The sequence below is a fragment of the Mesorhizobium sp. M0437 genome (assembly GCF_040321335.1).
GTDB lineage: Bacteria > Pseudomonadota > Alphaproteobacteria > Rhizobiales > Rhizobiaceae > Mesorhizobium.
This window is the reverse complement of sequence record NZ_JAMYRK010000022.1, coordinates 71,813-94,369: the sequence shown is the minus strand read 5'-3', so window position 1 is coordinate 94,369 and position 22,557 is coordinate 71,813. Positions and strand designations below refer to the sequence as shown.

The window sequence follows — 22,557 nt, the reverse complement described above, 5'->3', positions numbered from 1 at the left end:
CCTCGCCGCCCTCAAGGCCGCTTCGCGCCGCCTACGGCGGTGGCCTGCGGCCAGCCCTGACCGCGGCTCAGCACGGCGCTGACATGCCCGGATAGCCCGCAACGGAGGAACACCGAACACAAGCTCTTGCAACGGAAGGAAGATGGCGTGATCGATCGATCCGTGACGCGCGAAACTCCGAGGGATCCATTGGCCAACGAAACCGCTGGCATGATTGGAACGGGCGTCGCGAACCCCACCTTGGCCAGCGGCCGCAAGGACCGTGCTCAAAGGCCGGACATATGGACGCAAGCGATCGAAAACGACGCAAAACAACCGTTGCAGGCAGGGCGCCGTCCACATATGGATCCTGGGGTCTGCGCCGCGTCGCTTCGCTCCTTGCTTCGCCCCAGGATGACGGCTGGAGAGATGTTCTGGCCAATCTCCGAGGTCTGCGCTTTCCACGTCGTAACAACAATCGGTTGCCTCTGGCCCATGGCCGGGTGGACCCTATACCTTCAGGATGGCCGCAACCACTGCGAGGAAGCCATGCGAAAACTGATCTCCACCGGTTCGCCCTTCGAGAAGACCGCCGGCTATTCGCGCGCCGTGGTGCAGGGCGACTGGTGTTTCGTGTCCGGAACGACCGGCTACGATTATGCGACCATGTCGATGCCGGAGACCGTAGAGGCACAAACGCGCAATTGCTTGGCGACGATCGCCAAGGCGCTCGGGGACGGCGGCTTCGAGATGGCCGATGTGGTGCGGGCACATTACTATATTACCGATGCGGCTTTCGTGGATGTGGTGTTCCCGATCCTCGGCGAGGTCTTTGGCGAGATCAGGCCGGCGGCAACGATGATCGTGTGTCAGCTCAACAAGCCGGAGATGAAGATCGAGATCGAGGTGACGGCGCTGCGGCGCACAGCCTGATGCCTGTCACGGTTGCGACAACGACACGGTTAGCACGAGGATCGGCCCATGGCGAAGGTCAGGCGCATCGTTGCAAACATAGACACGCAGGATATCGCGGCGGCAAAACCCTTCTATCAGGATGTGCTCGGCCTCGATCTCAAGATGGATATGGGCTGGATCGCTACCTACGGCTCGCAAGAGACGATGTCCGTGCAGGTCAGTTTCATGGCCGAAGGGGGATCAGGAACGCCGGTGCCGGACATCTCTATCGAAGTCGACGACGTCGATGCCGCGCTTGAAAGCATGAGGACGGCCGGCTTTGCCATCGAATACGGTCCGGCGGACGAACCCTGGGGCGTGCGTCGCTTCTTCGTACGCGACCCGTTCGGCAGGCTGGTCAATATCCTTTCGCATCTCTAGGCATTTTGTCTTGAGCATCGGATTTTCCCAAAACCGGTTTCCACTTTTGGGTCCGATGCTCTGAACCGCAGGCTTGCGCGCCGGCCGCTTGGCGTTTAGCAAGGCCGCGGCTCACGACACAATCAGGACGGTTCTCATGGCTTCGAAAAATCTTCTCCTGCTTGCCGGCGACGGTATCGGCCCCGAGGCGATGGCCGAGGTGAAGAAATTGATCGCCGGCATGAACGACAGCCTCGGCAGCGATTTCGCCACCGACGAGGGCCTTGTCGGCGGTTGCGCTTACGACGCACATGGCGCGGCAATTTCCGATGCCGACATGGCCAAGGCAATGGCGGCTGACGCGGTGCTGTTCGGCGCCGTCGGCGGGCCGAAATGGGATGCCGTGCCTTACGAGGTGCGCCCGGAGGCGGGTCTGCTGCGGCTGCGCAAGGACATGGAGCTGTTTGCCAATCTCAGGCCGGCAATCTGCTATCCGGCACTGGCGGCGTCCTCCTCGCTCAAGCAGGAGGTGGTCGAAGGTCTCGATATCCTCATCGTGCGCGAGCTCACCGGCGGCGTCTATTTCGGCGAGCCGAAGCAGATCATCGATCTCGGCAACGGCCAGAAGCGCGGCATCGACACCCAAGTCTACGACACATTCGAGATCGAGCGCATTTCGGGCGTTGCCTTCGAGTTGGCACGCACGCGCAAGAACCACGTCACCTCGATGGAAAAGCGCAATGTGATGAAATCTGGCGTGCTGTGGAACGAGGTCGTCACCCAGACGCACAAGGCCAGGTATGCCGACGTCAAGCTCGATCACATGTTGGCCGATGCCGGCGGCATGCAGTTGGTGCGCTGGCCGAAGCAGTTCGACGTCATCGTCACCGACAATCTGTTCGGCGACATGCTGTCCGACATCGCCGCCATGCTGACCGGCTCGATCGGCATGCTGCCGTCGGCCTCGCTCGGCGCACCTGATGTCAAGACCAAGAAGCGCAAGGCGCTCTACGAGCCGGTGCACGGCTCGGCGCCCGACATCGCCGGCAAGGGCATCGCCAATCCGATCGCCATGATCGCCTCCTTCGCCATGTGCATGCGCTATTCCTTTGGCATGGTTGAAGAGGCCGACCGGCTGGAAGGCGCGATCGCCGCCGTGCTCGATCAGGGCTTGCGTACCAGGGATATTCATTCGCCGGGGATGACCGAGGTCGGCACGACCGAGATGGGCGACGCGATCATCGCCAAATTTTTGGGGTGACAGGTGTATGGGTGAGGTGCAGCGCGCCATTGAAAGGGATCTTCTCGGCGAGCACCAACGCCAGGCTGAGTTTCGCGGCGATCAACACCTCGCGCCATTGCTGCAGTTCATCTGCGACCGATATCAGGTCGAAAAGAGCGATTTCTACCTGCTAGAAGCCATTCCCGATCAATACGAGTTGTGTCTCTTGATCTGGCTTTGGCCGGATAGGGTGGTCGACTGCGAAATCGCCTATGAAGGGTCCACATTCGAGGTTGTCGGGACGGAAACGATCCAGACCCACAAGAAGACCCTTCGTGGTCATTCCGCGAAGGACTTCAAGATCATCGAACGCATCGCCTTGAGCGAACACAAGCAGCTTTAGCAGAACCAACTCAGGTGAGGTTATGCGGTCTTGATCCCCTCCGGCACCGGACCCCACTGGTTTACGCGCGGCTGCGTCGGGATCAGCGCAAAGATCAGGATGATCACGGTGCCGAAGGTCGGGATCAGGAAAAGCAGGAAGAGCCAGCCGGTCAGGCCGGTATCGTGCAGGCGACGCACGTTGAGCCCGAACCACGGCAGGGCTGTCGCCAGCAGGAAGAGACCGGAAAGGCCGACCGTCACTGCCGGCAATTCACTGTTGTCGAGATTGCCCATGGCGTCGTCGATAAAGACGCCGAGTCCTATGACCACGATCAGCGCGATCGTCCAGAACAGACAATAGCCCCAATACTCCTTGCGGCGGGCACGGCCGGCGAAGTTGAAGTAATTCTCGGTCAGACCCCACCAGAAGTAGCTCCACAGGCCAGCCGATTCAGCCGGACTTTGTTCAGCGGAACGGCCGAAATGTTGCGGCTGACGTGCCGCGGGCGCATTGCCGGCCTGAGTTGGGGCGGCGGTTGCAGTGGAGGCGTCGGCGGGCGCACTGGCAGGTTGGGCGCGGATCGAAAAAACATCGCGTGCCCGTCCGCCAGCCGGCTGGAATTCGACGGTCGTACCTCCGGCAACCGATGCTTCGCGGCGCAAATCTTCGCGCGCCAAAGTGTAGCGGTTGCCGTCGGCTCCGGTGATGAAGCCGAAACCCTGGTCTTCGTCGTAATGAAGAACTTCGCCGCGCATGTCCTGCCCACCCCCATTTCCCCGCCCCAGACTGTGCAAAGTTCCGGCAGACCGCAAGAGGCGTGCGGAAATGGAGAGTTCTGGCTATTTACCCCGGCCGTTTCTTCGATTTCTTGTGTTTCGCAGGTCCGCCTTCGAACTTCGCCTTGGCCGGTTTCCCGCCCCAGGGCTTCGCCTCGAATGCCGGGCGCTGGTCGGCCGGTGCGCGCTTCTCGAATTTGGGCGTGTTCTGATCGAAGGTGCGCTTGCCGCGGTGCGGCTTCTTGTCGGGTCGTGGTTCCTGATAGCCGGCCCGCGACAAATCCGGCGTGCCGTCCAACCGCTTGACCGCAATGTTGCCCTGCAGCTTCCGGTCGGGGCCGATCGCAGCGAGGAAACGCTCGGCCCAGTCCGCCGCGATCTGCACGAAGGTTTCCTCCTGCTGCATCTTGATGGCGCCGATCTCGCGCTTGGAAATGCCGCCTGTCCGGCACAGCATCGGGATCAGCCAGCGTGGCTCCGCATTCTGCAGGCGTCCGACCGACAGCGAGAACCAGACGCTGTCGCCGAAATCGTCGCGGCGGCTCGGTGCCTCGTCCCGGCGGGCAAATTTTTCGCCCGACGGCGTGAACGGTGCCACGTCGAGAAGATCTTCCGGCGCCGAGTGGCTGGAGCGGCACATCCGCACGAAGGCGGCGGCAACCCGTTCGGGCCCGTGCTGATCGAGAAGCGCCTCGACGAAGCCGCGCTCCTCATCCTTCATAGGCTCGCTGAAGACCGGATCAGCGAGAATGCGCTCATCGTCGCGCCGTATCACGTCGTCGGCCGACGGCGGGCTCGCCCAGGTTGCCGCAAGGCCGGCACTTTGCAGCAGCCGCTCGGTGCGCCTGCGGGCACTATTGGGCACGATCAGCGCGCTGACGCCCTTGCGTCCCGCACGACCCGTGCGTCCGCTTCGGTGCAGGAGCGTTTCCGGGTTGGTCGGCAGGTCGGCATGGATCACCAGCTCGAGATTGGGCAGGTCGATGCCGCGTGCCGCGACGTCGGTGGCGATGCAGACCTTGGCGCGGCCGTCGCGCATCGCCTGCAGCGCGTGGCTGCGCTCGTTCTGGCTAAGCTCGCCGGACAGCGCCACGACGGAAAAGTTGCGGTTGTTGAAGCGTGCCGTCAGATGGTTGACGGCGGCGCGCGTGTTGCAGAACACCAGCGCGTTCTTGGCCTCGTAATAGCGCAGCACGTTGATGATGGCGTTTTCGCGGTCCGCCTGGGCGACGCTCAGCGCCCGGTATTCGATGTCGAGATGCTGCTTTTCCTCGCCGGAGGCCGAGATGCGCACAGCATCGCGCTGGTAGCCCTTGGCCAGCGTGGCGATGGAGCGCGGCACGGTCGCGGAAAACATCAGCGTGCGGCGGTCGGCGGGCGCGGCATCGAGGATGAATTCCAGATCCTCGCGAAAGCCGAGATCGAGCATCTCGTCGGCCTCGTCGAGCACCACTGCCTTGAGCGCCGACATGTCGAGCGAATTGCGGGTGATGTGATCGCGCAGGCGGCCGGGCGTGCCCACGACGATATGGGCGCCGCGCTCCAGTGCGCGCCGTTCGGTGCGCATGTCCATGCCGCCGACGCAGGACGCCACCGTGGCGCCGGTCAGTTCGTAGAGCCATTCCAGCTCGCGCGTTACCTGCAGGGCCAACTCCCGCGTCGGCGCCACGGCCAGCGCCAGGGGTGCCGCCGCGTGGGAAAAGCGCTCCGCGCCATCGAGAAGGGTCGGCGCCAAAGCCAGACCGAAGGCGACGGTCTTGCCGGAGCCGGTCTGGGCCGAAACCAGCGCATCGGCCTGGCCAAGCTCGAGAACGGCGTTCTGCACCGGCGTCAGCTCGACATAGCCGCGTTTTTCCAGCGCCTTTGCCAGCGCGGGAACAATAGCTTCGAAGTTGGACATCTTGCTCTTTCGAAATTCGGATTCTGAATACCCGGCGACGGGTCAAATGTCGGCAAGCGCCCACAGACGGGCGCCACGAGCCAGACGATGCTCGTTCGTACTTGGTGCCGCCGTCATTGTACAGGGCGGGCGGGTCGGCCTGCTTGCGATTGACTCTAGACGTAAACCGCGTAAAAGCCGGCACCGAACGGGATAGTTTTCGATGCGCGGCCTTTTGATGGCGCTTTCTGCCTTCGACATCCCCGGCCCCAATGCGAACCATTGGGCCGGGCGCGTCGCTGCGTCTCCTCGTTCCAGCAAAATCACGTTCTTGCTCAAAAAAACCGGCAAAACGACCACCAAAACGGTCTGATTCCCTTGGCCTAACCACCCTCTCCCGGGTCCGGCCCGGGGGTTGAAACCCGCATCGGCCGGCGGGTTTTCTCCAGAAACCGAGCGGAGAGGGACAGGAGATTTCGATGAGTTTCAAGGTTGCGATCGTCGGCGCCACGGGCAATGTGGGCCGGGAAATGCTCAACATATTGGAGGAACGCGGCTTTCCGGTGAGCGAGGTGGTGGCGCTGGCCTCGCGGCGCAGCCAGGGCACGGAAGTGTCGTTCGGCGACCGCACGCTGAAGGTCAGGGCGCTCGACCAATATGATTTTTCCGACACCGACATCTGCATCATGTCGGCCGGCGGCAACGTCTCCAAGGAATGGTCGCCGAAGATCGGCAAGCAGGGCTGCGTCGTCATCGACAATTCGTCGGCCTTCCGCTACGACCAGGACGTGCCGCTGATCGTTCCGGAAGTGAACCCGGATGCGATCTCGCTGTTCACGCGCAAGAACATCATTGCCAACCCGAACTGCTCGACGGCGCAGCTGGTCGTGGCGCTGAAGCCGCTGCATGACGCGGCCACCATCAAGCGCGTCGTCGTCGCCACCTACCAGTCGGTCTCCGGCGCCGGCAAGGAAGGCATGGACGAATTGTTCACGCAGACGCGCGCGGTGTTTGTCGCAGACCAGGTCGACGTCAAGAAATTCACCAAGCGTATCGCCTTCAACGTCATCCCGCATATCGACGTCTTCCTCGACGACGGCTTCACCAAGGAAGAGTGGAAGATGGTGGCCGAGACCAAGAAGATGCTCGACCCGAAGATCAAGCTGACGGCGACCTGCGTGCGCGTGCCGGTGTTCATCGGCCATTCGGAAGCGGTCAACATCGAGTTCGAGAAGCCGATCACCGCCGATGAGGCGCGCGAGATCCTGCGCGAGGCGCCGGGCTGCCAGGTCATCGACAAGCGCGAGGACGGCGGCTACATCACGCCGCTGGAATCGGCCGGCGAGGACGCCACCTTCATCTCGCGCATCCGCGAGGACTCGACCATCGACAACGGCCTGTCGATGTGGATCGTCTCCGACAATCTGCGCAAGGGCGCGGCACTCAATGCGGTGCAGATCGCCGAGCTGCTGGTCGAGCGCGGGCTGATCCAGCCGAAGAAGAAGGCGGCATAGTTCGCTCACGGCCCTATCGCCGCTAGCGCGGCTGGCCTCCGCGGGGGCGCCGGACGACCGGCGGCCCGCAGTCGCGGGCTCGGCCTTCGGCGGTTGTTTCGCTCACGGCCGTATCGCCGCTACGCGGCTGGCCTCCGCGGGGGCGCCGGACGACCGGCGGCCTGCGGTCGCAGGCTCGGCCTTCGGCCGTTTTGCGCCCTTCTCGCCGTTCACGGGGGGAAGGTTCCGGCAGGCGTATGAGGGGCAGCGCAGGCGTCTCAAATAGGCAGCAAGGCGCCGGCGTCACAGCCGGTTCTCCTCCGCTAGGTCCAACAGCAACTCCAGCGCCTCCGCCGCCCGGTCGGCGGGCACGAACAGATGATCGTGGTAGAAGGCCGAGACCGGATTGACGCCGATGCCGGCGGTGGCCAGCCGCGCGGTGATGGCGGCGAGGAAGCCGACCGCTTCCAGCGACGAATGGATGTTCAGCGTCAGCATCCGGCAGCGGAACACGTTTTTCAGTCCAGCGGCCTTGGCATGGTCTTCAAGCACGATCAGCGTCGTGCCCTCGCGCTCGCGAAATAGCATCACCGGGTGGAGCCTGTCGGGAGCGGGCGCATCGGGTGGCAACGTGGTGAAGACATGAACGCCGGCAAGCAATTCCGGCGTCATTGCCGCCAGCAACTGTTTCAGGTCGGTCTCTCCGGCCATCGGTTGCTTTTCGTTGTGCGATCAGGCGGCGGCTGCCGTCGAGCGTCGGCAGACACCCCTACGGATTTTCAATAACGCCCTCCATCTCACCTCGCAAGGTGGACTTGACCAGGTTCGTTGCCGGCTGAACTTGTACATCCGAGGTCGCCGTCCCCCGGAGTGAAAAAGAGCTGGAGGCGTGTCGGATCGCCGTCATGGGCCGCGTCCTTGGTTCGAGCTGGCGAAGGAGCCAGTGCTCACAACGACCGGAGGGAACATAATGACCATGTCTCAGGCAGCACCCGTCTCACCGCGTGCCCTGTGGGCCGGCCGCGTGCTCAGCGCCGTCATCGTGCTGTTCATGATCTTCGACGGCGTCATCAAGCTACCGCCGCTCGAAATCGTCACCCAGACCATGGTGCAGCTCGGCTGGCCGGCCGATGCCAATGTCTCGCGCATGCTCGGCACCATTGGATTGGTCTCGACAGCGCTTTACGCGCTGCCACGCACCTCGGTGCTCGGCGCCATCCTGCTCACCGCTTATCTCGGCGGCGCCGTCGCCACGCATGTGCGTATCGGCAGCCCTTTGTTCTCGCACATACTGTTCGGCGTCTATCTCGGCGCCGTCCTCTGGGGTGGCCTGTATCTGCGCGATCCAAGGGTGCGCGCGTTGTTCCCGTTTAGCCAATAGCGGCGACATCGAAAGCCGTTCGATGGTGGCCACGCTGCCAGAGCGGGCGCGGTCTGCCGCCGCCTTTCTACTCTTTGGATCAAATTGAGCGCCGCCGGGCGGCAGCCGATCTTCTTCTTTGGATCAAATCGCCTGGTTGCGAGTTAGGGGGTGCAGCGGCGAGGACGGCACCCTGTTGGAGAGGAACGACAATGAAAAAGGTGATGATCTTGATGGCCTTGCTGGTCCCGCTCGGTGCCTGCTCCCGTACTGAGCAAGGCGCGGCAGTTGGTGGCCTGGGCGGTGCGGCGGTCGGCGCTGCTGTGGCCGGCAACCCGACCAAGGGCGCGGTGATCGGCGGTGCGGCCGGCGCTTTGGCCGGTGCACTGATCGGCCGTGCCAGCGAAAGCGGCCAATGCCGTTATCGCGATCGTAACGGTCGTGTCTACGTTGCGAGTTGCCCGGAAGGCTATTGATCGGGCCGCATCATATGGATGCAATAGCAAAACGGCGGGCAGGGCCCGCCGTTTCGCGGTTGTGGAGATGATTTATTCGGCGCTGGCGGCTTCCGCCTCGGCCGGCGCGGCTGCGGCGGCGGCAACGGCCGCGGCGGCATCTTCCTGCGCCTTCTTCAGCAAGGCTGCGCGCTCCTGCGCCTTCTTGCCGGGCTCGGCCTTTTTCGGGTTGGCGCGCGCTTCGCGCTTGGCGATGCCGGCTTCATCGAGGAAGCGCAGCACGCGGTCGGTCGGCTGGGCGCCATGCGACAGCCAATGCTTGACGCGCTCGGCGTCGACCTTGACGCGTTCGCCGTCCTTGGGCAGCAGCGGATTCCACGAGCCGAGCGACTCGATGAAACGGCCGTCGCGCGGCGAACGCGCGTCGGCGACGACGACATGGTAATAGGGACGCTTCTTCGAGCCCGCACGGGCCAATCGGATTTTCAGTGGCATTTCTTTTCTCCTAAAAGCTCTGATTTGGTTGATCGGTTGGTGGCTAATCCTCAGCCGGTTTTCGCTACGCCGTTGGATGCGGCGATCTGCTCGTGATGGCGGATCACTTCGCGGACGACGAAGTTCAGGAATTTCTCCGCGAAATCCGGGTCGAGATGGGCGTCCTTCGCCAGTTGGCGAAGACGGGCGATCTGCTCCTGCTCGCGCGCCGGGTCGGCAGGCGGCAGGCCATGTTCCGCCTTCAGCACGCCGACTGCCTTGGTGCAGCGGAAGCGCTCGGCCAGCATGTGGATCAGCGCCGCGTCGATATTGTCGATCGAGGCGCGATAATTGGCCAGCGCCGCACGCGCGTCCGCCATGTCCTTCTCTTCGTTCATGGCGCCCTCACTTCTTCTTGCCGAGGCCATTCTTGCCAAGCATTGGCAGCCCGCCACCGCCCGGCAGGCCGGGAAGTTTCATGCCGCCGGGCAGCCCAGGCAGGCCACCGCCACCGGGAAGACCACCGGGCAGGCCCTTCATGCCGCCGAGCCCGGCCGCCTGCGCCTGCTTCTGCAAGGCTTCGAGCTGCTTGGGGTCCATCTTGGAGAGGTCCGGCATGCCGCCGCCCATCATGCCGCCTCCGGGACCGCCTGGGCCGCCAGGCATCATGCCGCCGAGCCCCATCTTGGAAGCGAGGCCGCCCATCATGCCGCGCATCAGGCCGCCGCCTTTGCCCTTGCCGCCCATCGCCTTCATCATGTCGGCCATGCCGCGATGCATCTTCAACAGTTTGTTGATTTCGGCCGCGTCGGTACCCGAGCCGGCGGCGATGCGCTTCTTGCGCGAGTGCTTCAGAATATCGGGGTTGGCACGCTCGGCCTTGGTCATCGACGAGATGATGGCGAGCTGGCGACCGAACATCTTGTCGTCGAGCCCGGCGGCGGCCATCTGGTCCTTCATCTTGCCCATGCCGGGCATCATGCCCATGATGCCACCCATGCCACCCATTTTCGACATTTGCTGAAGCTGGCCGGCGAGGTCGTTCAGGTCGAACTTGCCCGACTGCATCTTCCTGGCCATCGCCGCGGCCTGTTCGGCGTCGATGTTCTCGGCCGCTTTTTCGACGAGGCTGACGATGTCGCCCATGCCGAGGATGCGGTCGGCGATGCGCTTGGGGTGGAATTCCTCCAGCGCGTCCATTTTTTCGCCGGTGCCGATCAGCTTGATCGGCTTACCGGTGACGGCGCGCATCGAGAGCGCCGCACCACCGCGGCCGTCGCCGTCCATGCGGGTCAGCACGAGGCCGGTGATGCCGACGCGCTCGTCGAAGCTTTTTGCCAGATTGACGGCGTCCTGGCCGGTCAGCGAATCGGCGACCAGCAGGATCTCGTGCGGCGACGACATCTTCTTGATGTCGGCCATCTCGACCATCAACGGCTCGTCGATATGGGTGCGGCCGGCGGTGTCGAGGATGACGACGTCATGGCCGCCGAGCTTGGCCGCCTGCACGGCGCGGCGGGCGATATCGACCGGCGTCTGGCCGGCGACGATCGGCAATGTGGCGACCTTGACCTGCTCGCCGAGCTGGCGGAGCTGCTCTTGCGCGGCGGGACGCCGCGTGTCGAGCGAGGCCATCAAGACTTTCTTGTTTTGACGGTCGGCGAGGCGCCTGGCGATCTTGGCCGAGGTCGTCGTCTTGCCGGAACCCTGCAAGCCGACCATCATGATGACGACCGGAGCCGGTGCATTGAGGTCGATGGCGACGCCCTCGGCGCCGAGCATCTCGACCAGCTCGTCATGGACGATCTTGACGACCATCTGGCCGGGCTTGATCGACTTGACCACGGCGGCGCCGACGGCCTTCTCGCGCACCTTGTCGGTGAAGGAACGCACCACTTCCAGCGCCACGTCGGCCTCGAGCAACGCACGGCGCACCTCGCGCAGCGCCGCCGAGACATCAGCCTCCGACAAGGCGCCGCGGCCGGTGAGGCCGTTCAGGATCGAACCAAGGCGCTCTTGCAGGGACTCAAACATTGGTCAACCCGCCGCGCGACAGCGCCTTGGATTCATTTTGACCCCTGTCGGGCCGAAGGCCCTCCACGCCTCTTGTGCGTTCCTGTAGCGATTCAAACATTCTTTTTCCTTTTCCCTGGCACCCGGATGATGCCCGAGAGGTAATGCGTTCGCGCCAACTGTCCAAGCAAAAGCCGGTCCGGGCAAAGCCCAAAGCCAAAAAGCACCCGGGGGCGCACAGCGCTGCCGGGTGTTGGCCTCCGGGATCGATTTACGGCACTTCACCTCAAAGAGGTTTCGGCGTCCCGGTCGGTTTGCTCGGAGGAATACTCGTCGCGGAATTCGCGGCGTGTAGACAGGAAATCGGCCGCAGAGTCAAGCTTTGGTCAAGCTTTGCGTCAAATAGCTCAGGACGACCAGGCAATGCACATCAGCGCACGCTGCCGGCGCGCGCCATATCCGGCTCGACCTTCAGCGGTGAGCGCGGATGTAAAAGCAGCAGAACGGTCAACAGGCTGCTGACGATGCCGATCGAAGCGATGAGGACGGCGTCTGAAGTCGTCCAGCCCGCGGCTTCGAGCGGCTTGGCGTTGAACAGGGCGAAGGAATTATAGCTTTGCTGGTGCGAAATCAGCAGGAAGCCGGTCAGATTGTTGCCGAGATGGGCGCCAAAGCCGGCACCGAGATTGCCGGTTGCATAGACCAGAAGCGTCAGCAGCAGCGCAAAGGCAGCGATCGAGGCCAGCACGCAGGCATTGATGGCAGCGCTTGAACCTGGGCTCCAGTGCAGGGAGGTGAACAGCAATCCCGGCAGCAGCGCCCAGATGAAAGAGTTCCGGAACCGGCTCGCCAGGCCCCTGAGCAGATAACCGCGAAACAGCATCTCCTCCGACGAGGTCTGCAGAAAGGTCAGGGCGGCGATCGGGATCAGGAACAAAAGCCACGCGGACAGGCCGATCGCGCCGCGCGCGATGTCGGGCTGCAAACCATAAAGCAGGATCTCGGAAAGCAGCGAGGTGATCAGCACCGCGGTCAGTCCTTTCAGGAACCCCGACCAAGAAATGCGCCGGCTGACGCCAATCAGGGCTGTCAGCTTCTCTTGATGGATCCAGCGCATGGCAGCCCAAAGGCCGAGCCAGATTCCGGCAAATGAAGCCAGCGCCGCAAGGATGCCTGCAGGAGAGGCCATGAAATCCTGCACCGCTCCCCCACCTGGCGGGGCGGTGCCAGACGATGCCTGCCAAACGGCAAAGGCATAGGTGCCGCCGAACAGCACGGCGGCAATGGTTCCGAGCCAGAACAGGATGACGACCACCGCTCCAAGCAGAAGCCGCGGCAAAGTGGTCTTGTTGTTGGCGGTGTGCCGGTACTGTTGGAAGGCGGTTGGGTCGATCGTCACGCGGGCTCGCTGGCTGGTGCTTCGGCTCGCAAGGTCTAGAACATCGGCCCCAATGTGGAAACCGGTATTGCAGCGGCAATGCCGGCTTGTGGCAATGTCGGGAGTGCGAGCGGCCGCCATTACAGGGCGACCGCCCTGTTTGTATCGTCAGCGCACGACGTACACGATACGCCGGCTGCCCGGATCGACCAGTGCCGGCTGGCCGTTCACATAGACGTAACGGTAATCATAGTCCGGAATCTCGCGCAGCTCGACGGTGTCAGGCAACGTCGCGCCCGTCACCACCTCACCCTCGAGATAGACCGGATCGAGCCGATGCGTACGTACATAGGTACGGATCTCGGCCGGCGGTCTCCGGATAGGCTCGATCGCCTCGCCGGCGACGATTGCTCCGGTATAGCTGTCGGAATACTCGACGCTATCGGCGGGCGGCGTCACGACGGCAATGTCGGCGCTGGCCGGACGCTGTGTCAGGACCACACGGCTGCCGCCGAAATCGGCCGTCACATAGTCGGAATAGACCCAGCCCTGGCCGTTGGCCTCGGCGATGGTGCACCATTTGCTGTTGGCGATGCAGCCGTCGAGCGTCGCCGACTGGCCGGCCGCAAGCACGCCGATCACCGGATATTGCGGGCCGGGGCCGGCGCGTACATTGAGATCAGTGATGGCCGAGACGGCGGTGTCGGCCAAAGCAGAGCCCGACATCGCTATGAGCGCTCCGGCCACCGCCGGAAACAATATGCGTTTCATGGTCTTCTCTCCGTTTCACAGTCCCTTGGCACGGAAAACGAAGCAAAGCCGCATGCGTTCCGGCTAAAAGGCTTCGGCCGGCTCACGATTTGTTCCAGTCGTTTTCGGCAGGTCGGTCAAAAGCTCGTGAACAAAAGCAAGTTTTTGCGCCGCCACGTCCGAGATGACGAAGGGATAGAGATCGGGCAGGCCCATGCAGCGGTTGATCGAGTTGGACGCCTCCGACAGCACCAGCCAGCGGTCGAGAATCCTTTCGAAGGGCTCTGGGCTGGCGGCGGGTTCCGATGGTGCCGGCTGCAACTTGCCGCCGGTATCGGCGCGCGGCAGCTCGTTGGCTTCAACGGTTTCCAGCCGGCCGAGCGGGAAATTCAGGGCATGCACCATCTCCAGTGTGTCGGTGATGTGCATGTGATGCGCCCATGTCTCGGCCCAGTCCTCCCATGGGTGCGACGTCGCATAGGCCGAGATATGGCGCTGCTGCCAGTCGGGCGGCGCGCCATCGGCATAATAGGTCTTCAGCGCCTGTTCGTAGCCGGCGCGCTCGTCGCCGAACAAAGCGCGAAAACCGGCAAGCTTTTGCGAATCGTCGCGGATCAGGCGGTCCCAGTAATAATGGCCGAGCTCATGGCGGAAATGGCCGAGCAGCGTGCGGTAGTTCTCGCCCATCTCGACGCGCCGCCGTTCGCGCTCTGCCGAATCCGCCTCGGCGACGTTGAGCGTGATCCGGCCGTTGTCATGACCGGTCAGGATACGTTCGCCGCCCGGACCGCCGCCGATCGGATCGGCAAGAAAATCGAAAGCGAGACCGATCTCGTCGCCAACGTCCTGCTTGGGTGCGACCGGCAGGCCGAAGGCGAGCAGCGAATAGACGGCACGCTTCTTTGCCGCCTCGACACGGATCCAGCGGCGGCGGTTGCCGTCGACCGACAGATCCGGGATCAGCTGGTTCAGCGCACAGGCGCGGCAGAAGGCGTGGCCGGGCTCCGCCATCCAGTTGCAGGCGCATTCGTCGGCATTGGTGCAATAGAAGACCTCGGCGCCGGACAGCGCGAAGCGCGCATGCTCGGGATCGTAGAGCACGAGGCTGGCGCAGTTCAGGCATTGCGCGTTCTCGAAATAGAGACGGTGGTCGCAATGCGGGCAGTCGAAAAGCTTCATTGGCGTCTCAAATCATTCGAAATGCGGAGGACGATACGAGCAGGAGAACGCCAAACGCCTGTCAGCTGCCGACGTTCCTGCCGGCTGATGCTATTTTGCCGCAAGCTGGGCGACGACCTCCTCCTTGGCCACTGCCTCGCCCGACAATCTGGCGCCGCCGCAGGTCTGCATCAGCGGACCGGCCAAATGCTCGCCGGCGAAGAAGATCTTTTCCGCCACGGGCTGCATCAGCGTGGCGCGCACTTGCGAGCGGCCGGGCCGCCGCCGCCGCATAGCACACAAACCGCTCAGCGCCCCGCCGATGATCACGACATCAACGTCTTCCATGCTTATTCTGTCCCCGCCACAATAATTACTTGATCGTAGGCAAATTCCCGGGCGTCCGCCAGTGTGGTGGATTTGAGGTTCCTGCTGTATTGAGTGCATCGGCGTGGCGCCGGGGCAGTGACAAGCAGGTGTTTCGCAGGCAAGTTCGCAATAGGGAACGTGATTCAGGCAACCAGGAGAGCAGCATGGCATTTCTTGCCAAGGGGAAGATGTTTGTAGTGGCCACGGTGGTGGCGGTGCTTGCGCTGGCGACGGGCGCGCAGGCGGCGGCCAGCTGTGGCAAGAGCGGCGCCGGCTTCGAGGCATGGAAACCGGAGTTCGCCGCGGAGGCGAAGGCCGACGGTGTCGGCTCGAAGGGTCTGGCCGCTCTGGCTCGCGCAACCTACGCGACAAAGACGATCTCCGTCGACCGCGCCATCCATAAGGCTTTCAGCGGCTCGGTGGAAGCTTTCATGAAGCGCCGTGGCGCGTCCGCGATCATTGCCAGGGGCCGTGCGCTGAAGAAGGCCAATGCTGCGCTGTTCGACAAGATCGAACGGAATTACGGCGTGTCGCCGGGCGTGTTGCTCGCCATCTGGGGCATGGAGACCGGCTTCGGTTCCGCCATGGGCAACCAGAATACGGTCTCCGCCATTTTAACGCTGGCCTATGACTGTCGCCGTCCGGAGTTCTTCTACCCGCATGCCATTGCGGCCCTGAAGCTGGTTGATCGCGGAGCGTTGAGCGCCTCGTCGGTCGGTGCCGCGCACGGCGAGATTGGCCACACGCAGTTCCTGCCCGGAAATGTTTTGACGTATGGTGTCGGAAACAAAAATCTGCGCGACAAGAGCACTGCGTTGGCTTCCACCGCCAACTTCCTCAAGAGTCATGGTTGGCGGGCCGGCGCGAGTGCGCAGGCGAATATGGGCGCAATCGCTGGCTGGAATTCCGCGAGCGTCTATCAACAGGCCATCGCCCGCATGGCCACGGCGATCGATGCCGACTGACAGGATATAAACGCAAAAATGACTGGGCTCGGTTGGAAGCGCGAGGCGAGCATGAAGAGTCTCGCAACAGCGCAGGGCTTGCCTTGCCCTTTGGAACCTAGCTAGGACAGGCGATGATCTCGCTCTCGATCGTTGATTTCGATGCGGACCCCGAGGGGGTGACTGCGATCCTAAGCCTCGAACCGACACGCATAGTCCGCAAGGGCGACCCGATGCGTAACGGTTCCCCGCGCAAGAAGAATGGATGGAGCCTCGATGGTCCGCGGCAAAGGCTCCGGAGTGGGGCCGAGCACGAGAATGCGGTCAACTACCTGATCGAGCAGATGCGAGGTCGGGAGGAGGCCTTCGCACGGCTGTGGCAGGAAGTGCGGCCAAAGCAGATAACTATCTACGGCGGGTTCTATCAGCCCTACGACGTACAGTGCGGCATTTGGCTTGAGCCGTCCGCGATGAGGGTGCTCGCGGATTGCGGTGTTGGCTGGGGCCTCGACCTTTTCGTTGAGGACGAAGCTCACCAACATGGAAGTGAGGTGTGAGCAGCCGTCCTGTCCGCATTGGGTCGTTTGCCGACTGGCTGGTTCCAAACTTGAGCGGGGTCTGATTCATAAGGGCATGAGCCGATACGATCTGACCGACTTCGAATGGCGGGCGATCGAGCCGCTGTTGCCCAACAAGCCGCGAGGCGTGCCGCGCGTAGACGACCGCCGGGTGCTGAACGGCATCTTCTGGGTGCTGCGATCGGGTGCGCCATGGCGCGATCTGCCCGAGCGCTACGGGCCTCGCACCACTGGCTACAACCGCTTCGTTCGATGGCGGATAGCAGGTGTCTGGGATCGGCTGATGGACGCCATTACCGAGGCCCATGACGGCACGGTGCAGATGATCGACACCTCTATTGTTCGCGTCCATCAGCAGGGTGCGACGGCAAAAAGGGGAATCGAGATCATTGTCTCGGTCGTTCCCGAGGCGGGCTGACGACCAAAATCCATGCTCTTGTCGACGCCGAAGGCAGGCCGATCAAGCTGACGCTCACGGCAGGTCAAATGAGTGACATCGCCTACGCAGCGGACTTATCAAGGATTTGCCCGAGGGTGCCATGCTGCTCGCCGACAAGGGCTATGATGCCAACGCGTTGCGCAATGCCGTCACCGAGCAAAAGGCATGGGCCAACATCCCGCCCAAGGCCAACCGCAAGGACCCGATGTGCTTCAGCCCCTTCCTCTACAAGGCCCGCAACCTCGTCGAACGCTTCTTCAACCAGGCCAAGCAGTTCCGTCGCATCGCAACTCGATATGACAAAACTACCTCAAACTCGTCTCCGTCCGTATCTGGCTACGCGGTAACGAGTCTACGTCCTAGTCTAGAGCTTTGTTTTAACGCAATCCCGGACGGAAAACCGTTTCACGCTTTTCCTGGAATTGCGCTATTCGACCGAAAGTCCGGCCAAGCCCCGGGCGTGGAAACTTCGTCAAACACCGCCATCGGCCCGGTCGCGGTAAGGACGACGGACGCCGTTTCGCGCCCGAATACGCGAAGCGGGGCCGGCAATTCATATTGCTTGAGGAAAGGATTGCCGGAAGAAACGTCGTTCCAGCCGAGCTTTGCGGGCGCATCGGGGCGGTCGGTCAGCCAAAGGGCAAAACCACTATATGTCGGAACGTCAGCCCTGCACTCGACCAGCGCGGGAAGGTCGAGGGAGGGGGGTCATCGTTGGCTTTGGCGACGGCCAAGTTCGCCAGGACAGCCAACGCGGGCAGGAAACCAGCTCCAAGCGTGGCCAAGCGCCTGGGCACATCACGCTCAATAATGCACGTAGCCGCTCAACGGGCATTTCTGGGAAATGGGAATCTGGAAGGGGCCGTCAAAACTTTTGCAGGTACGGAATTTGGAATTCCGCGGCGCCGGGGTAGCCGCTTTTGGCTTGTCCCCGATGACCGTCGGGACTCTGGGACCCTGCGCGTAGCCGCTCAACGGGCATTTCTGGGAAGCGGGAATCTGGAAGGGGCCGTCAAAACTTTTGCAAGTATGGACCTTGGATGTTTGCGCCGCCGGGACTTGCGTGGACTGACCCGCGGTAAAGACGGCCACCGCCGCAAGCAGAAGAAAAAGTCTGTTTTTCACTGTCAAAGCCCTCCGACCCGCACGAGAAGTAAGATCAAATCACGGAAAGGTCAAACAGGAAACGATCTGAAATCGCGGCTTCTATTATATTAGAGACGCCAAATAAAACCCGGTGTCCTCACCGGGTTCCTAACTCATCTAAGCATTGGGCCTGTTGGGAATATCAACCCTTGCGATTGCGCGCCGCCAGTGTCCGCAGCCTCAGCGCGTTGAGGCGGATGAAACCTTCTGCATCCTTCTGGTCGTAGGCGCCGCGGTCGTCCTCGAAGGTGACCAGCGCGTCGGAATAGAGCGTCTTCCTCGACTTGCGGCCGCTGACCATGACGTTGCCCTTGTAGAGCTTCAGCCGCACGGTGCCTTCGACGTCTTCCTGGCTCTTGTCGATCATCGCCTGCAACATCAGCCGCTCGGGCGCGAACCAGAAGCCATTGTAGATGAGCTCGGCATAGCGCGGCATGAACTCGTCCTTGAGATGGGCGGCACCGCGGTCGAGCGTGATCGATTCGATCGCCCGGTGGGCGGCGATCAGGATGGTGCCGCCGGGGGTCTCGTAGACACCGCGCGATTTCATGCCGACGAAACGGTTCTCGACCAGGTCGAGCCGGCCGATGCCATTGTCACGGCCGAGATCGTTCAGCGCCGCCAACATCGTCGCCGGCGACAGCTTCTTGCCGTTGAGCGCGATCGGATCGCCCTTGAGGAATTCGATCTCGATCTCGGTGACCTTGTCCGGCGCGTCCATCGGCGAGATGGTGCGCTGGTGGACGAATTCCGGCGGTTCCGTCCACGGGTCCTCCAGCACCTTGCCCTCGGAAGACGAATGCAGCAGGTTAGCGTCGACCGAGAAAGGCGCATCGCCCTTCTTGTCCTTCGGCACCGGGATCTGGTGCTGCTCGGCGAAGTTGATGAGATCGGTCCGCGACTTGAACGACCAATCGCGCCACGGCGCGATCACCTTGATGTCGGGGTTGAGCGCATAGGCCGACAGCTCGAAACGCACCTGGTCGTTGCCTTTGCCGGTGGCGCCATGCGCGATCGCATCGGCGCCGGTCTCCCTGGCGATCTCGACAAGATGTTTCGAGATCAGTGGCCGGGCGATCGAGGTGCCGAGCAGATATGTGCCTTCATAGACAGCGTTGGCGCGGAACATCGGAAAGACGAAATCGGATACGAACTCCTCGCGGACATCGACGATGCGGATGTCCTTGATGCCCATCATCTCGGCCTTGCGCCTGGCCGGCTCCAGTTCGCCACCCTGGCCGAGATCGGCGGTGAAGGTCACGACCTCGGCGCCGAGCTCGGTCTGCAGCCATTTCAGGATGATCGAGGTATCAAGGCCGCCGGAATAGGCGAGCACGACTTTCTTGACGGCTTTTGCTTTCGACATGGTGGGCAGTTCCGCGACAGGGGTTCTTCGCGGGCGAGGTATCACGGCGTTTTAGGCCAGCGCAAGGGACGAACGATGCCTGGACCAGATGCTTCATCTCCAAGAGGCTGGCGAGGACACGGCTCTTGCGCTATGGCTGCGCCGTCTTTTGCCGCTACGAGACGAGCCATGTCCTTCATCCCCGACAGTACGACGCTTATCCAGTTCTCCATCGCCACCTTCATCCTGGCGATCACGCCCGGGCCTGACATGACGCTGTTCGTGTCGCGCACGCTGAGCCAGGGCCGTGCCACCGGCTTTGCCTCGATGGCCGGCGCCTTGTGCGGCACGCTGATCCACACCACGCTGGTGGTGGTCGGCGTCTCGGCGCTGATCGTCGCCTCGCCGATGGCGTTCTTCGTGCTGAAGATTTTCGGCGCCGGCTATCTGGTCTTCCTGGCATGGCAGGCGATCACAAAAGGGTCGGCGTTTTCACCGGAGAAGAAGAGCGGGCCGCAGATCTCGCTGTTCCGCAGCTGGGCGGCGGGGCTCGGGGTCAATCTGCTCAACCCGAAGATCATCCTGTTCTTCATGACCTTCCTGCCGCAATTCGTCTCCGCGCATGATCCCGACGCGCCGGGAAAGCTGTTCTTCCTCGGCGCGATGTTCGTCGTGCTGGCGATCCCGGTGACGGCGCCGATGGTGCTGGCGGCGGAAAAATTCTCGGCCGCGATGAAATCCAGCCCGCGTGTGACCCGCGTCGTCGACTATCTGTTTGCCGGAGTTTTTTCGGCCTTCGCGCTCAAGATCCTGACGGCCCAGGCGAAATAGGGCGTCCGATCTGACGCCAGCTTCCGGCCGAGCGGCCGGCGCTCAGCCAGTAGAAAATACCGCCGACCATGCCGCAGCCGATCACCGCCAGCATGACGCTGGTATTGGTAACCTCGAAATTGGCATCGGCCGTCTGGTGGACGAAGCCAAGGAAGACCGCCGCCACCGCTGCGCCCGCCAGCGCATAGAACAGCCAGTCACGCCGGCCAAGGATCTCGGAGACGAGGATGGCGATGGCGGCCGGCATGAAGGCGAAATAGGCGACGAACAGCGCGACGAAGGGGATTGAAAACCACAGCGACGCCTGCGCCGCCGGTTGCGTCTCGTCCGTTATCAGCCCAAGAGACGCCAGGAACATGACGTTAAGGAAGGCGCTTGCCGCCAGCGAAGCAACGCCGTAGCCGACAAGGATGACGGCGAAGCGGATCAGATAGGCGACGAGGCGGTTCACGCGAATTGTCCGGGCATTTGCAGGAACCGGCTCTCGACCAGGCGATAGACGGCTCCTGCCAAGCTTCCCGCAATGATTAGGGCCACCAACACGTCAACGTCCGGTGGCCTCTGTGCCGACGGATGCAGTTTCCAGACCGCAAATACGCACGTCCCAACGAAAGCTCCCCCGACGACAAAAAGAATCCAGCGTCTCGCCTCGAGAACTTGGGAAGCAATGACCATCGGGATTGCCAGCGGTGCGCCAAAGATGCCTGCGATCATCGCTCCAAGCAGCAACAGCGACCAACTATCTCGAGTGGACAGGAAAGCGGGAACACGCCACCACATCAGTGCATCGAGCAGGAAAAAGACCAGAGACATGGTGAAGGCAGCCAGGGCGTAGCAGAGCAAAGTCACTGCCAATCGCCTGAGGTATTTCACGCCTCGCCATGCCCCGCGATCATCATCGCTTCCAGCGCCAGCCGGTCGACCTTGCGCATGCGCTCGGAGTCCGACTTGAGCTGGCCGCAGGCGGCCAGGATGTCGCGGCCGCGCGGCGTGCGGATCGGCGAGGCATAGCCGGCATTGTTGATGTAGTCGGCGAATTTCTCGATCGTCTCCCAGTCCGAGCACTGGTAGTTGGTGCCCGGCCACGGATTGAACGGGATCAGATTGATCTTGGCGGGGATGCCCTTGAGCAGCTTGACCAGCGCCTTGGCGTCCTCGATCGAATCGTTGACGTCCTTCAGCATGACATATTCGAAGGTGATCCGCTTGGCGTTGGACAGGCCGGGATAGGCACGGCAGGCAGCGATCAGTTCGTTCAGCGGATACTTCTTGTTGATAGGCACCAAAAGGTCGCGCAGATCGTCGTTGGTGGCGTGCAGCGAGATCGCCAGCATGACGCCGATCTCCTCACCGGTGCGGAAGATCTCGGGCACCACGCCGGACGTCGAGAGCGTGATCCGCCTCTTCGACAGGGAAAGCCCGTCGCCGTCGGATGCGATAAGCAGGGCCTTCTTCACCGCCTCGAAATTGTAGAGCGGCTCGCCCATGCCCATCATGACGACGTTGGACACTTTCCGCCCCTCGGCCGGCACGATGGCGCCGTCGGGCGTGTCGCGGTCGGGGAAATCGCCAAGCCGGTCCCGGGCGGTCAAGAGCTGGGCGAGGATTTCCTCGGCGGTCAGGTTGCGCACCAGTTTCTGCGTGCCGGTGTGGCAGAAGGAGCAGGTCAGGGTGCAGCCGACTTGCGAAGAGATGCAGAGCGTGCCGCGGCCTTCTTCGGGAATGTAGACGGTCTCGATCTCGACCGGCCGGCCGGCGCCGCGCGGCGGAAAGCGGAACAGCCATTTGCGGGTTCCGTCGGAGGAAATCTGCTCCTCGACGATCTCGGGCCTGGCGACGGTGAAATGCCTGTCGAGCGCGGCGCGCAGATCCTTGGAGATGTTGAACATGCCGGCGAAGTCGGAAACGCCGCGCACATAGATCCAATGCCAGAGCTGTTGGGCGCGCATTTTCGCCTGGCGCTCCGGCACGATGCCGGCGGCGACGAGGGCGGCCCCGAGTTCGGCGCGCGTCAAGCCGATCAGCGACGGTTTTTCAGGCGTCGTGCGGGTGCGCAACGCGTCACGCGCGCCTTCGGCGGTAAGATCGAATGAAAGGGTCATTGTTGCGCCAATATAAGCGATTTGCGGCCGAATACAGCATCGTGCCCGAAATGAAGCGCGGCGCATAGCACAGGTTAGCGGCGGAGTCATGCCGGGGTTCTTCCTTCTCCCCTTGTGGGAGAAGGTGGCCGAGCGAAGCTCGGTCGGATGAGGGGTGTTCCAGCTTG

General features: G+C 62.7%; 26 protein-coding genes and 1 pseudogene. 12 read left to right on the top strand and 15 right to left on the bottom strand.

Annotated features, from left to right (window positions below; genetic code table 11):
• Positions 1-528: 528 nt before the first annotated feature.
• The 4 genes from NKI72_RS16480 to NKI72_RS16465 all read left to right on the top strand — a co-directional run bounded on the left by NKI72_RS16480 (position 529) and on the right by NKI72_RS16465 (position 2,918).
• Positions 529-912, top strand: coding sequence for a RidA family protein (locus NKI72_RS16480; protein ID WP_352450222.1), 384 nt, complete (start codon positions 529-531; stop codon positions 910-912).
• Positions 913-960: 48 nt separating this feature from the next.
• Complete coding sequence (locus tag NKI72_RS16475) at positions 961-1,314, top strand: VOC family protein (protein ID WP_352470852.1); 354 nt, start codon at positions 961-963, stop codon at positions 1,312-1,314.
• 136 nt (positions 1,315-1,450) lie between these two features.
• Positions 1,451-2,554, top strand: a complete 1,104-nt coding sequence (gene leuB, locus NKI72_RS16470) for a 3-isopropylmalate dehydrogenase (protein ID WP_352541965.1) — start codon at positions 1,451-1,453, stop codon at positions 2,552-2,554.
• A gap of 7 nt (positions 2,555-2,561) precedes the next feature.
• Positions 2,562-2,918 (top strand): hypothetical protein, encoded by a 357-nt coding sequence (locus NKI72_RS16465; protein WP_352832318.1) that lies wholly within the window; start codon positions 2,562-2,564, stop codon positions 2,916-2,918.
• Positions 2,919-2,938: 20 nt separating this feature from the next.
• Here the strand turns inward: NKI72_RS16465 and NKI72_RS16460 are convergent, their stop codons facing one another.
• Positions 2,939-3,655 carry a DUF805 domain-containing protein gene (locus tag NKI72_RS16460; protein WP_352832321.1) on the bottom strand — a complete coding sequence of 239 codons (717 nt, stop codon included), beginning with the start codon at positions 3,653-3,655 and terminating at the stop codon, positions 2,939-2,941.
• Positions 3,656-3,743: 88 nt separating this feature from the next.
• Positions 3,744-5,576: a DEAD/DEAH box helicase gene (locus NKI72_RS16455; RefSeq protein ID WP_352832323.1), complete on the bottom strand. Its 1,833-nt coding sequence runs from the start codon at positions 5,574-5,576 to the stop codon at positions 3,744-3,746.
• 202 nt (positions 5,577-5,778) lie between these two features.
• Here NKI72_RS16455 and NKI72_RS16450 point away from each other — a divergent pair, with 202 nt between their 5' ends.
• Both NKI72_RS16450 and NKI72_RS16445 read left to right on the top strand, forming a co-directional pair.
• Positions 5,779-5,928 (top strand): hypothetical protein, encoded by a 150-nt coding sequence (locus NKI72_RS16450; RefSeq protein ID WP_352450216.1) that lies wholly within the window; start codon positions 5,779-5,781, stop codon positions 5,926-5,928.
• A 106-nt stretch (positions 5,929-6,034) separates the two neighbouring features.
• Positions 6,035-7,069, top strand: coding sequence for an aspartate-semialdehyde dehydrogenase (locus tag NKI72_RS16445; protein WP_023680535.1), 1,035 nt, complete (start codon positions 6,035-6,037; stop codon positions 7,067-7,069).
• Positions 7,070-7,351: 282 nt separating this feature from the next.
• Here NKI72_RS16445 and NKI72_RS16440 read toward each other — a convergent pair whose 3' ends face one another.
• A complete protein-coding gene (locus tag NKI72_RS16440; RefSeq protein ID WP_352817223.1) occupies positions 7,352-7,759 on the bottom strand; it encodes an ACT domain-containing protein in 408 nt (135 codons plus the stop codon).
• A 259-nt stretch (positions 7,760-8,018) separates the two neighbouring features.
• On the opposite strand from NKI72_RS16440, the gene NKI72_RS16435 reads away from it, so the two are divergent.
• Together NKI72_RS16435 and NKI72_RS16430 are read left to right on the top strand one after the other, a co-directional pair.
• Positions 8,019-8,429 (top strand): DoxX family protein, encoded by a 411-nt coding sequence (locus NKI72_RS16435; protein ID WP_023680735.1) that lies wholly within the window; start codon positions 8,019-8,021, stop codon positions 8,427-8,429.
• Positions 8,430-8,620: 191 nt separating this feature from the next.
• On the top strand, positions 8,621-8,884 hold the full coding sequence (locus NKI72_RS16430) for a YMGG-like glycine zipper-containing protein (RefSeq protein ID WP_023680734.1): 264 nt from the start codon (positions 8,621-8,623) through the stop codon (positions 8,882-8,884).
• Between the two features lie 72 nt (positions 8,885-8,956).
• Here the strand turns inward: NKI72_RS16430 and rpsP are convergent, their stop codons facing one another.
• The 7 genes from rpsP to NKI72_RS16395 all read right to left on the bottom strand — a co-directional run bounded on the left by rpsP (position 8,957) and on the right by NKI72_RS16395 (position 14,984).
• Positions 8,957-9,358 (bottom strand): 30S ribosomal protein S16, encoded by a 402-nt coding sequence (gene rpsP / locus NKI72_RS16425; RefSeq protein ID WP_352450212.1) that lies wholly within the window; start codon positions 9,356-9,358, stop codon positions 8,957-8,959.
• 50 nt (positions 9,359-9,408) lie between these two features.
• Positions 9,409-9,735: a chorismate mutase gene (locus NKI72_RS16420; protein ID WP_352450211.1), complete on the bottom strand. Its 327-nt coding sequence runs from the start codon at positions 9,733-9,735 to the stop codon at positions 9,409-9,411.
• Between the two features lie 7 nt (positions 9,736-9,742).
• A complete protein-coding gene (gene ffh, locus NKI72_RS16415; protein ID WP_352541973.1) occupies positions 9,743-11,371 on the bottom strand; it encodes a signal recognition particle protein in 1,629 nt (542 codons plus the stop codon).
• 409 nt (positions 11,372-11,780) lie between these two features.
• On the bottom strand, positions 11,781-12,749 hold the full coding sequence (locus tag NKI72_RS16410) for a CPBP family intramembrane glutamic endopeptidase (RefSeq protein WP_352850301.1): 969 nt from the start codon (positions 12,747-12,749) through the stop codon (positions 11,781-11,783).
• Positions 12,750-12,896: 147 nt separating this feature from the next.
• Complete coding sequence (locus tag NKI72_RS16405; protein ID WP_292664090.1) at positions 12,897-13,499, bottom strand: DUF1236 domain-containing protein; 603 nt, start codon at positions 13,497-13,499, stop codon at positions 12,897-12,899.
• A 63-nt stretch (positions 13,500-13,562) separates the two neighbouring features.
• Entirely contained in the window at positions 13,563-14,657 is a 1,095-nt protein-coding gene (locus NKI72_RS16400) for a zinc-binding metallopeptidase family protein (RefSeq protein WP_352832331.1), read from the bottom strand.
• A 90-nt stretch (positions 14,658-14,747) separates the two neighbouring features.
• Positions 14,748-14,984 (bottom strand): hypothetical protein, encoded by a 237-nt coding sequence (locus NKI72_RS16395; protein ID WP_352832332.1) that lies wholly within the window; start codon positions 14,982-14,984, stop codon positions 14,748-14,750.
• A 185-nt stretch (positions 14,985-15,169) separates the two neighbouring features.
• Between NKI72_RS16395 and NKI72_RS16390 the strand changes: the two genes are divergently transcribed.
• The 3 genes and pseudogenes from NKI72_RS16390 to NKI72_RS16380 all read left to right on the top strand — a co-directional run bounded on the left by NKI72_RS16390 (position 15,170) and on the right by NKI72_RS16380 (position 17,329).
• Positions 15,170-15,970 carry a lytic murein transglycosylase gene (locus NKI72_RS16390; RefSeq protein WP_352470839.1) on the top strand — a complete coding sequence of 267 codons (801 nt, stop codon included), beginning with the start codon at positions 15,170-15,172 and terminating at the stop codon, positions 15,968-15,970.
• A 113-nt stretch (positions 15,971-16,083) separates the two neighbouring features.
• On the top strand, positions 16,084-16,506 hold the full coding sequence (locus NKI72_RS16385) for a DUF4279 domain-containing protein (protein WP_352832335.1): 423 nt from the start codon (positions 16,084-16,086) through the stop codon (positions 16,504-16,506).
• A gap of 76 nt (positions 16,507-16,582) precedes the next feature.
• A pseudogene (locus NKI72_RS16380) lies at positions 16,583-17,329 on the top strand (IS5 family transposase).
• Between the two features lie 441 nt (positions 17,330-17,770).
• On the opposite strand, the gene NKI72_RS16375 reads toward NKI72_RS16380, so the two are convergent.
• Both NKI72_RS16375 and NKI72_RS16370 read right to left on the bottom strand, forming a co-directional pair.
• Positions 17,771-18,091 (bottom strand): hypothetical protein, encoded by a 321-nt coding sequence (locus NKI72_RS16375; RefSeq protein ID WP_352850299.1) that lies wholly within the window; start codon positions 18,089-18,091, stop codon positions 17,771-17,773.
• Between the two features lie 163 nt (positions 18,092-18,254).
• A complete protein-coding gene (locus NKI72_RS16370; RefSeq protein ID WP_352770308.1) occupies positions 18,255-19,478 on the bottom strand; it encodes an argininosuccinate synthase in 1,224 nt (407 codons plus the stop codon).
• Positions 19,479-19,646: 168 nt separating this feature from the next.
• Here NKI72_RS16370 and NKI72_RS16365 point away from each other — a divergent pair, with 168 nt between their 5' ends.
• A complete protein-coding gene (locus tag NKI72_RS16365) occupies positions 19,647-20,288 on the top strand; it encodes a LysE family translocator (protein ID WP_023679833.1) in 642 nt (213 codons plus the stop codon).
• Here the strand turns inward: NKI72_RS16365 and NKI72_RS16360 are convergent.
• From NKI72_RS16360 to rlmN, 3 genes are read right to left on the bottom strand one after another with little or no spacing between them, the layout of a single operon-like run.
• Positions 20,260-20,739 carry a hypothetical protein gene (locus NKI72_RS16360; protein ID WP_352540808.1) on the bottom strand — a complete coding sequence of 160 codons (480 nt, stop codon included), beginning with the start codon at positions 20,737-20,739 and terminating at the stop codon, positions 20,260-20,262. The genes NKI72_RS16365 and NKI72_RS16360 overlap by 29 nt on opposite strands.
• Positions 20,736-21,161, bottom strand: coding sequence for a hypothetical protein (locus NKI72_RS16355; RefSeq protein WP_352470834.1), 426 nt, complete (start codon positions 21,159-21,161; stop codon positions 20,736-20,738). Before NKI72_RS16355 ends, NKI72_RS16360 begins: the two co-directional genes overlap by 4 nt.
• Positions 21,158-22,390 (bottom strand): dual-specificity RNA methyltransferase RlmN, encoded by a 1,233-nt coding sequence (gene rlmN, locus NKI72_RS16350; RefSeq protein WP_352767342.1) that lies wholly within the window; start codon positions 22,388-22,390, stop codon positions 21,158-21,160. The genes NKI72_RS16355 and rlmN overlap by 4 nt, the downstream gene beginning before the upstream one ends.
• Between the last annotated feature and the right edge of the window lie 167 nt (positions 22,391-22,557).

Coding starts and splice junctions, on each gene's coding strand:
- NKI72_RS16450 (WP_352450216.1), top strand. CDS start 5,779: ATGCGCGGCCTTTTGATGGCGCTTTCTGCCTTCGACATCCCCGGCCCC.
- ffh (WP_352541973.1), bottom strand. CDS start 11,371: ATGTTTGAGTCCCTGCAAGAGCGCCTTGGTTCGATCCTGAACGGCCTC.
- NKI72_RS16465 (WP_352832318.1), top strand. CDS start 2,562: ATGGGTGAGGTGCAGCGCGCCATTGAAAGGGATCTTCTCGGCGAGCAC.
- NKI72_RS16420 (WP_352450211.1), bottom strand. CDS start 9,735: ATGAACGAAGAGAAGGACATGGCGGACGCGCGTGCGGCGCTGGCCAAT.
- NKI72_RS16440 (WP_352817223.1), bottom strand. CDS start 7,759: ATGGCCGGAGAGACCGACCTGAAACAGTTGCTGGCGGCAATGACGCCG.
- NKI72_RS16405 (WP_292664090.1), bottom strand. CDS start 13,499: ATGAAACGCATATTGTTTCCGGCGGTGGCCGGAGCGCTCATAGCGATG.
- NKI72_RS16390 (WP_352470839.1), top strand. CDS start 15,170: ATGGCATTTCTTGCCAAGGGGAAGATGTTTGTAGTGGCCACGGTGGTG.
- NKI72_RS16445 (WP_023680535.1), top strand. CDS start 6,035: ATGAGTTTCAAGGTTGCGATCGTCGGCGCCACGGGCAATGTGGGCCGG.
- NKI72_RS16435 (WP_023680735.1), top strand. CDS start 8,019: ATGACCATGTCTCAGGCAGCACCCGTCTCACCGCGTGCCCTGTGGGCC.
- NKI72_RS16370 (WP_352770308.1), bottom strand. CDS start 19,478: ATGTCGAAAGCAAAAGCCGTCAAGAAAGTCGTGCTCGCCTATTCCGGC.
- NKI72_RS16395 (WP_352832332.1), bottom strand. CDS start 14,984: ATGGAAGACGTTGATGTCGTGATCATCGGCGGGGCGCTGAGCGGTTTG.
- rlmN (WP_352767342.1), bottom strand. CDS start 22,390: ATGACCCTTTCATTCGATCTTACCGCCGAAGGCGCGCGTGACGCGTTG.
- NKI72_RS16385 (WP_352832335.1), top strand. CDS start 16,084: ATGATCTCGCTCTCGATCGTTGATTTCGATGCGGACCCCGAGGGGGTG.
- NKI72_RS16480 (WP_352450222.1), top strand. CDS start 529: ATGCGAAAACTGATCTCCACCGGTTCGCCCTTCGAGAAGACCGCCGGC.
- NKI72_RS16400 (WP_352832331.1), bottom strand. CDS start 14,657: ATGAAGCTTTTCGACTGCCCGCATTGCGACCACCGTCTCTATTTCGAG.
- NKI72_RS16475 (WP_352470852.1), top strand. CDS start 961: ATGGCGAAGGTCAGGCGCATCGTTGCAAACATAGACACGCAGGATATC.
- NKI72_RS16460 (WP_352832321.1), bottom strand. CDS start 3,655: ATGCGCGGCGAAGTTCTTCATTACGACGAAGACCAGGGTTTCGGCTTC.
- NKI72_RS16430 (WP_023680734.1), top strand. CDS start 8,621: ATGAAAAAGGTGATGATCTTGATGGCCTTGCTGGTCCCGCTCGGTGCC.
- leuB (WP_352541965.1), top strand. CDS start 1,451: ATGGCTTCGAAAAATCTTCTCCTGCTTGCCGGCGACGGTATCGGCCCC.
- NKI72_RS16365 (WP_023679833.1), top strand. CDS start 19,647: ATGTCCTTCATCCCCGACAGTACGACGCTTATCCAGTTCTCCATCGCC.
- NKI72_RS16455 (WP_352832323.1), bottom strand. CDS start 5,576: ATGTCCAACTTCGAAGCTATTGTTCCCGCGCTGGCAAAGGCGCTGGAA.
- rpsP (WP_352450212.1), bottom strand. CDS start 9,358: ATGCCACTGAAAATCCGATTGGCCCGTGCGGGCTCGAAGAAGCGTCCC.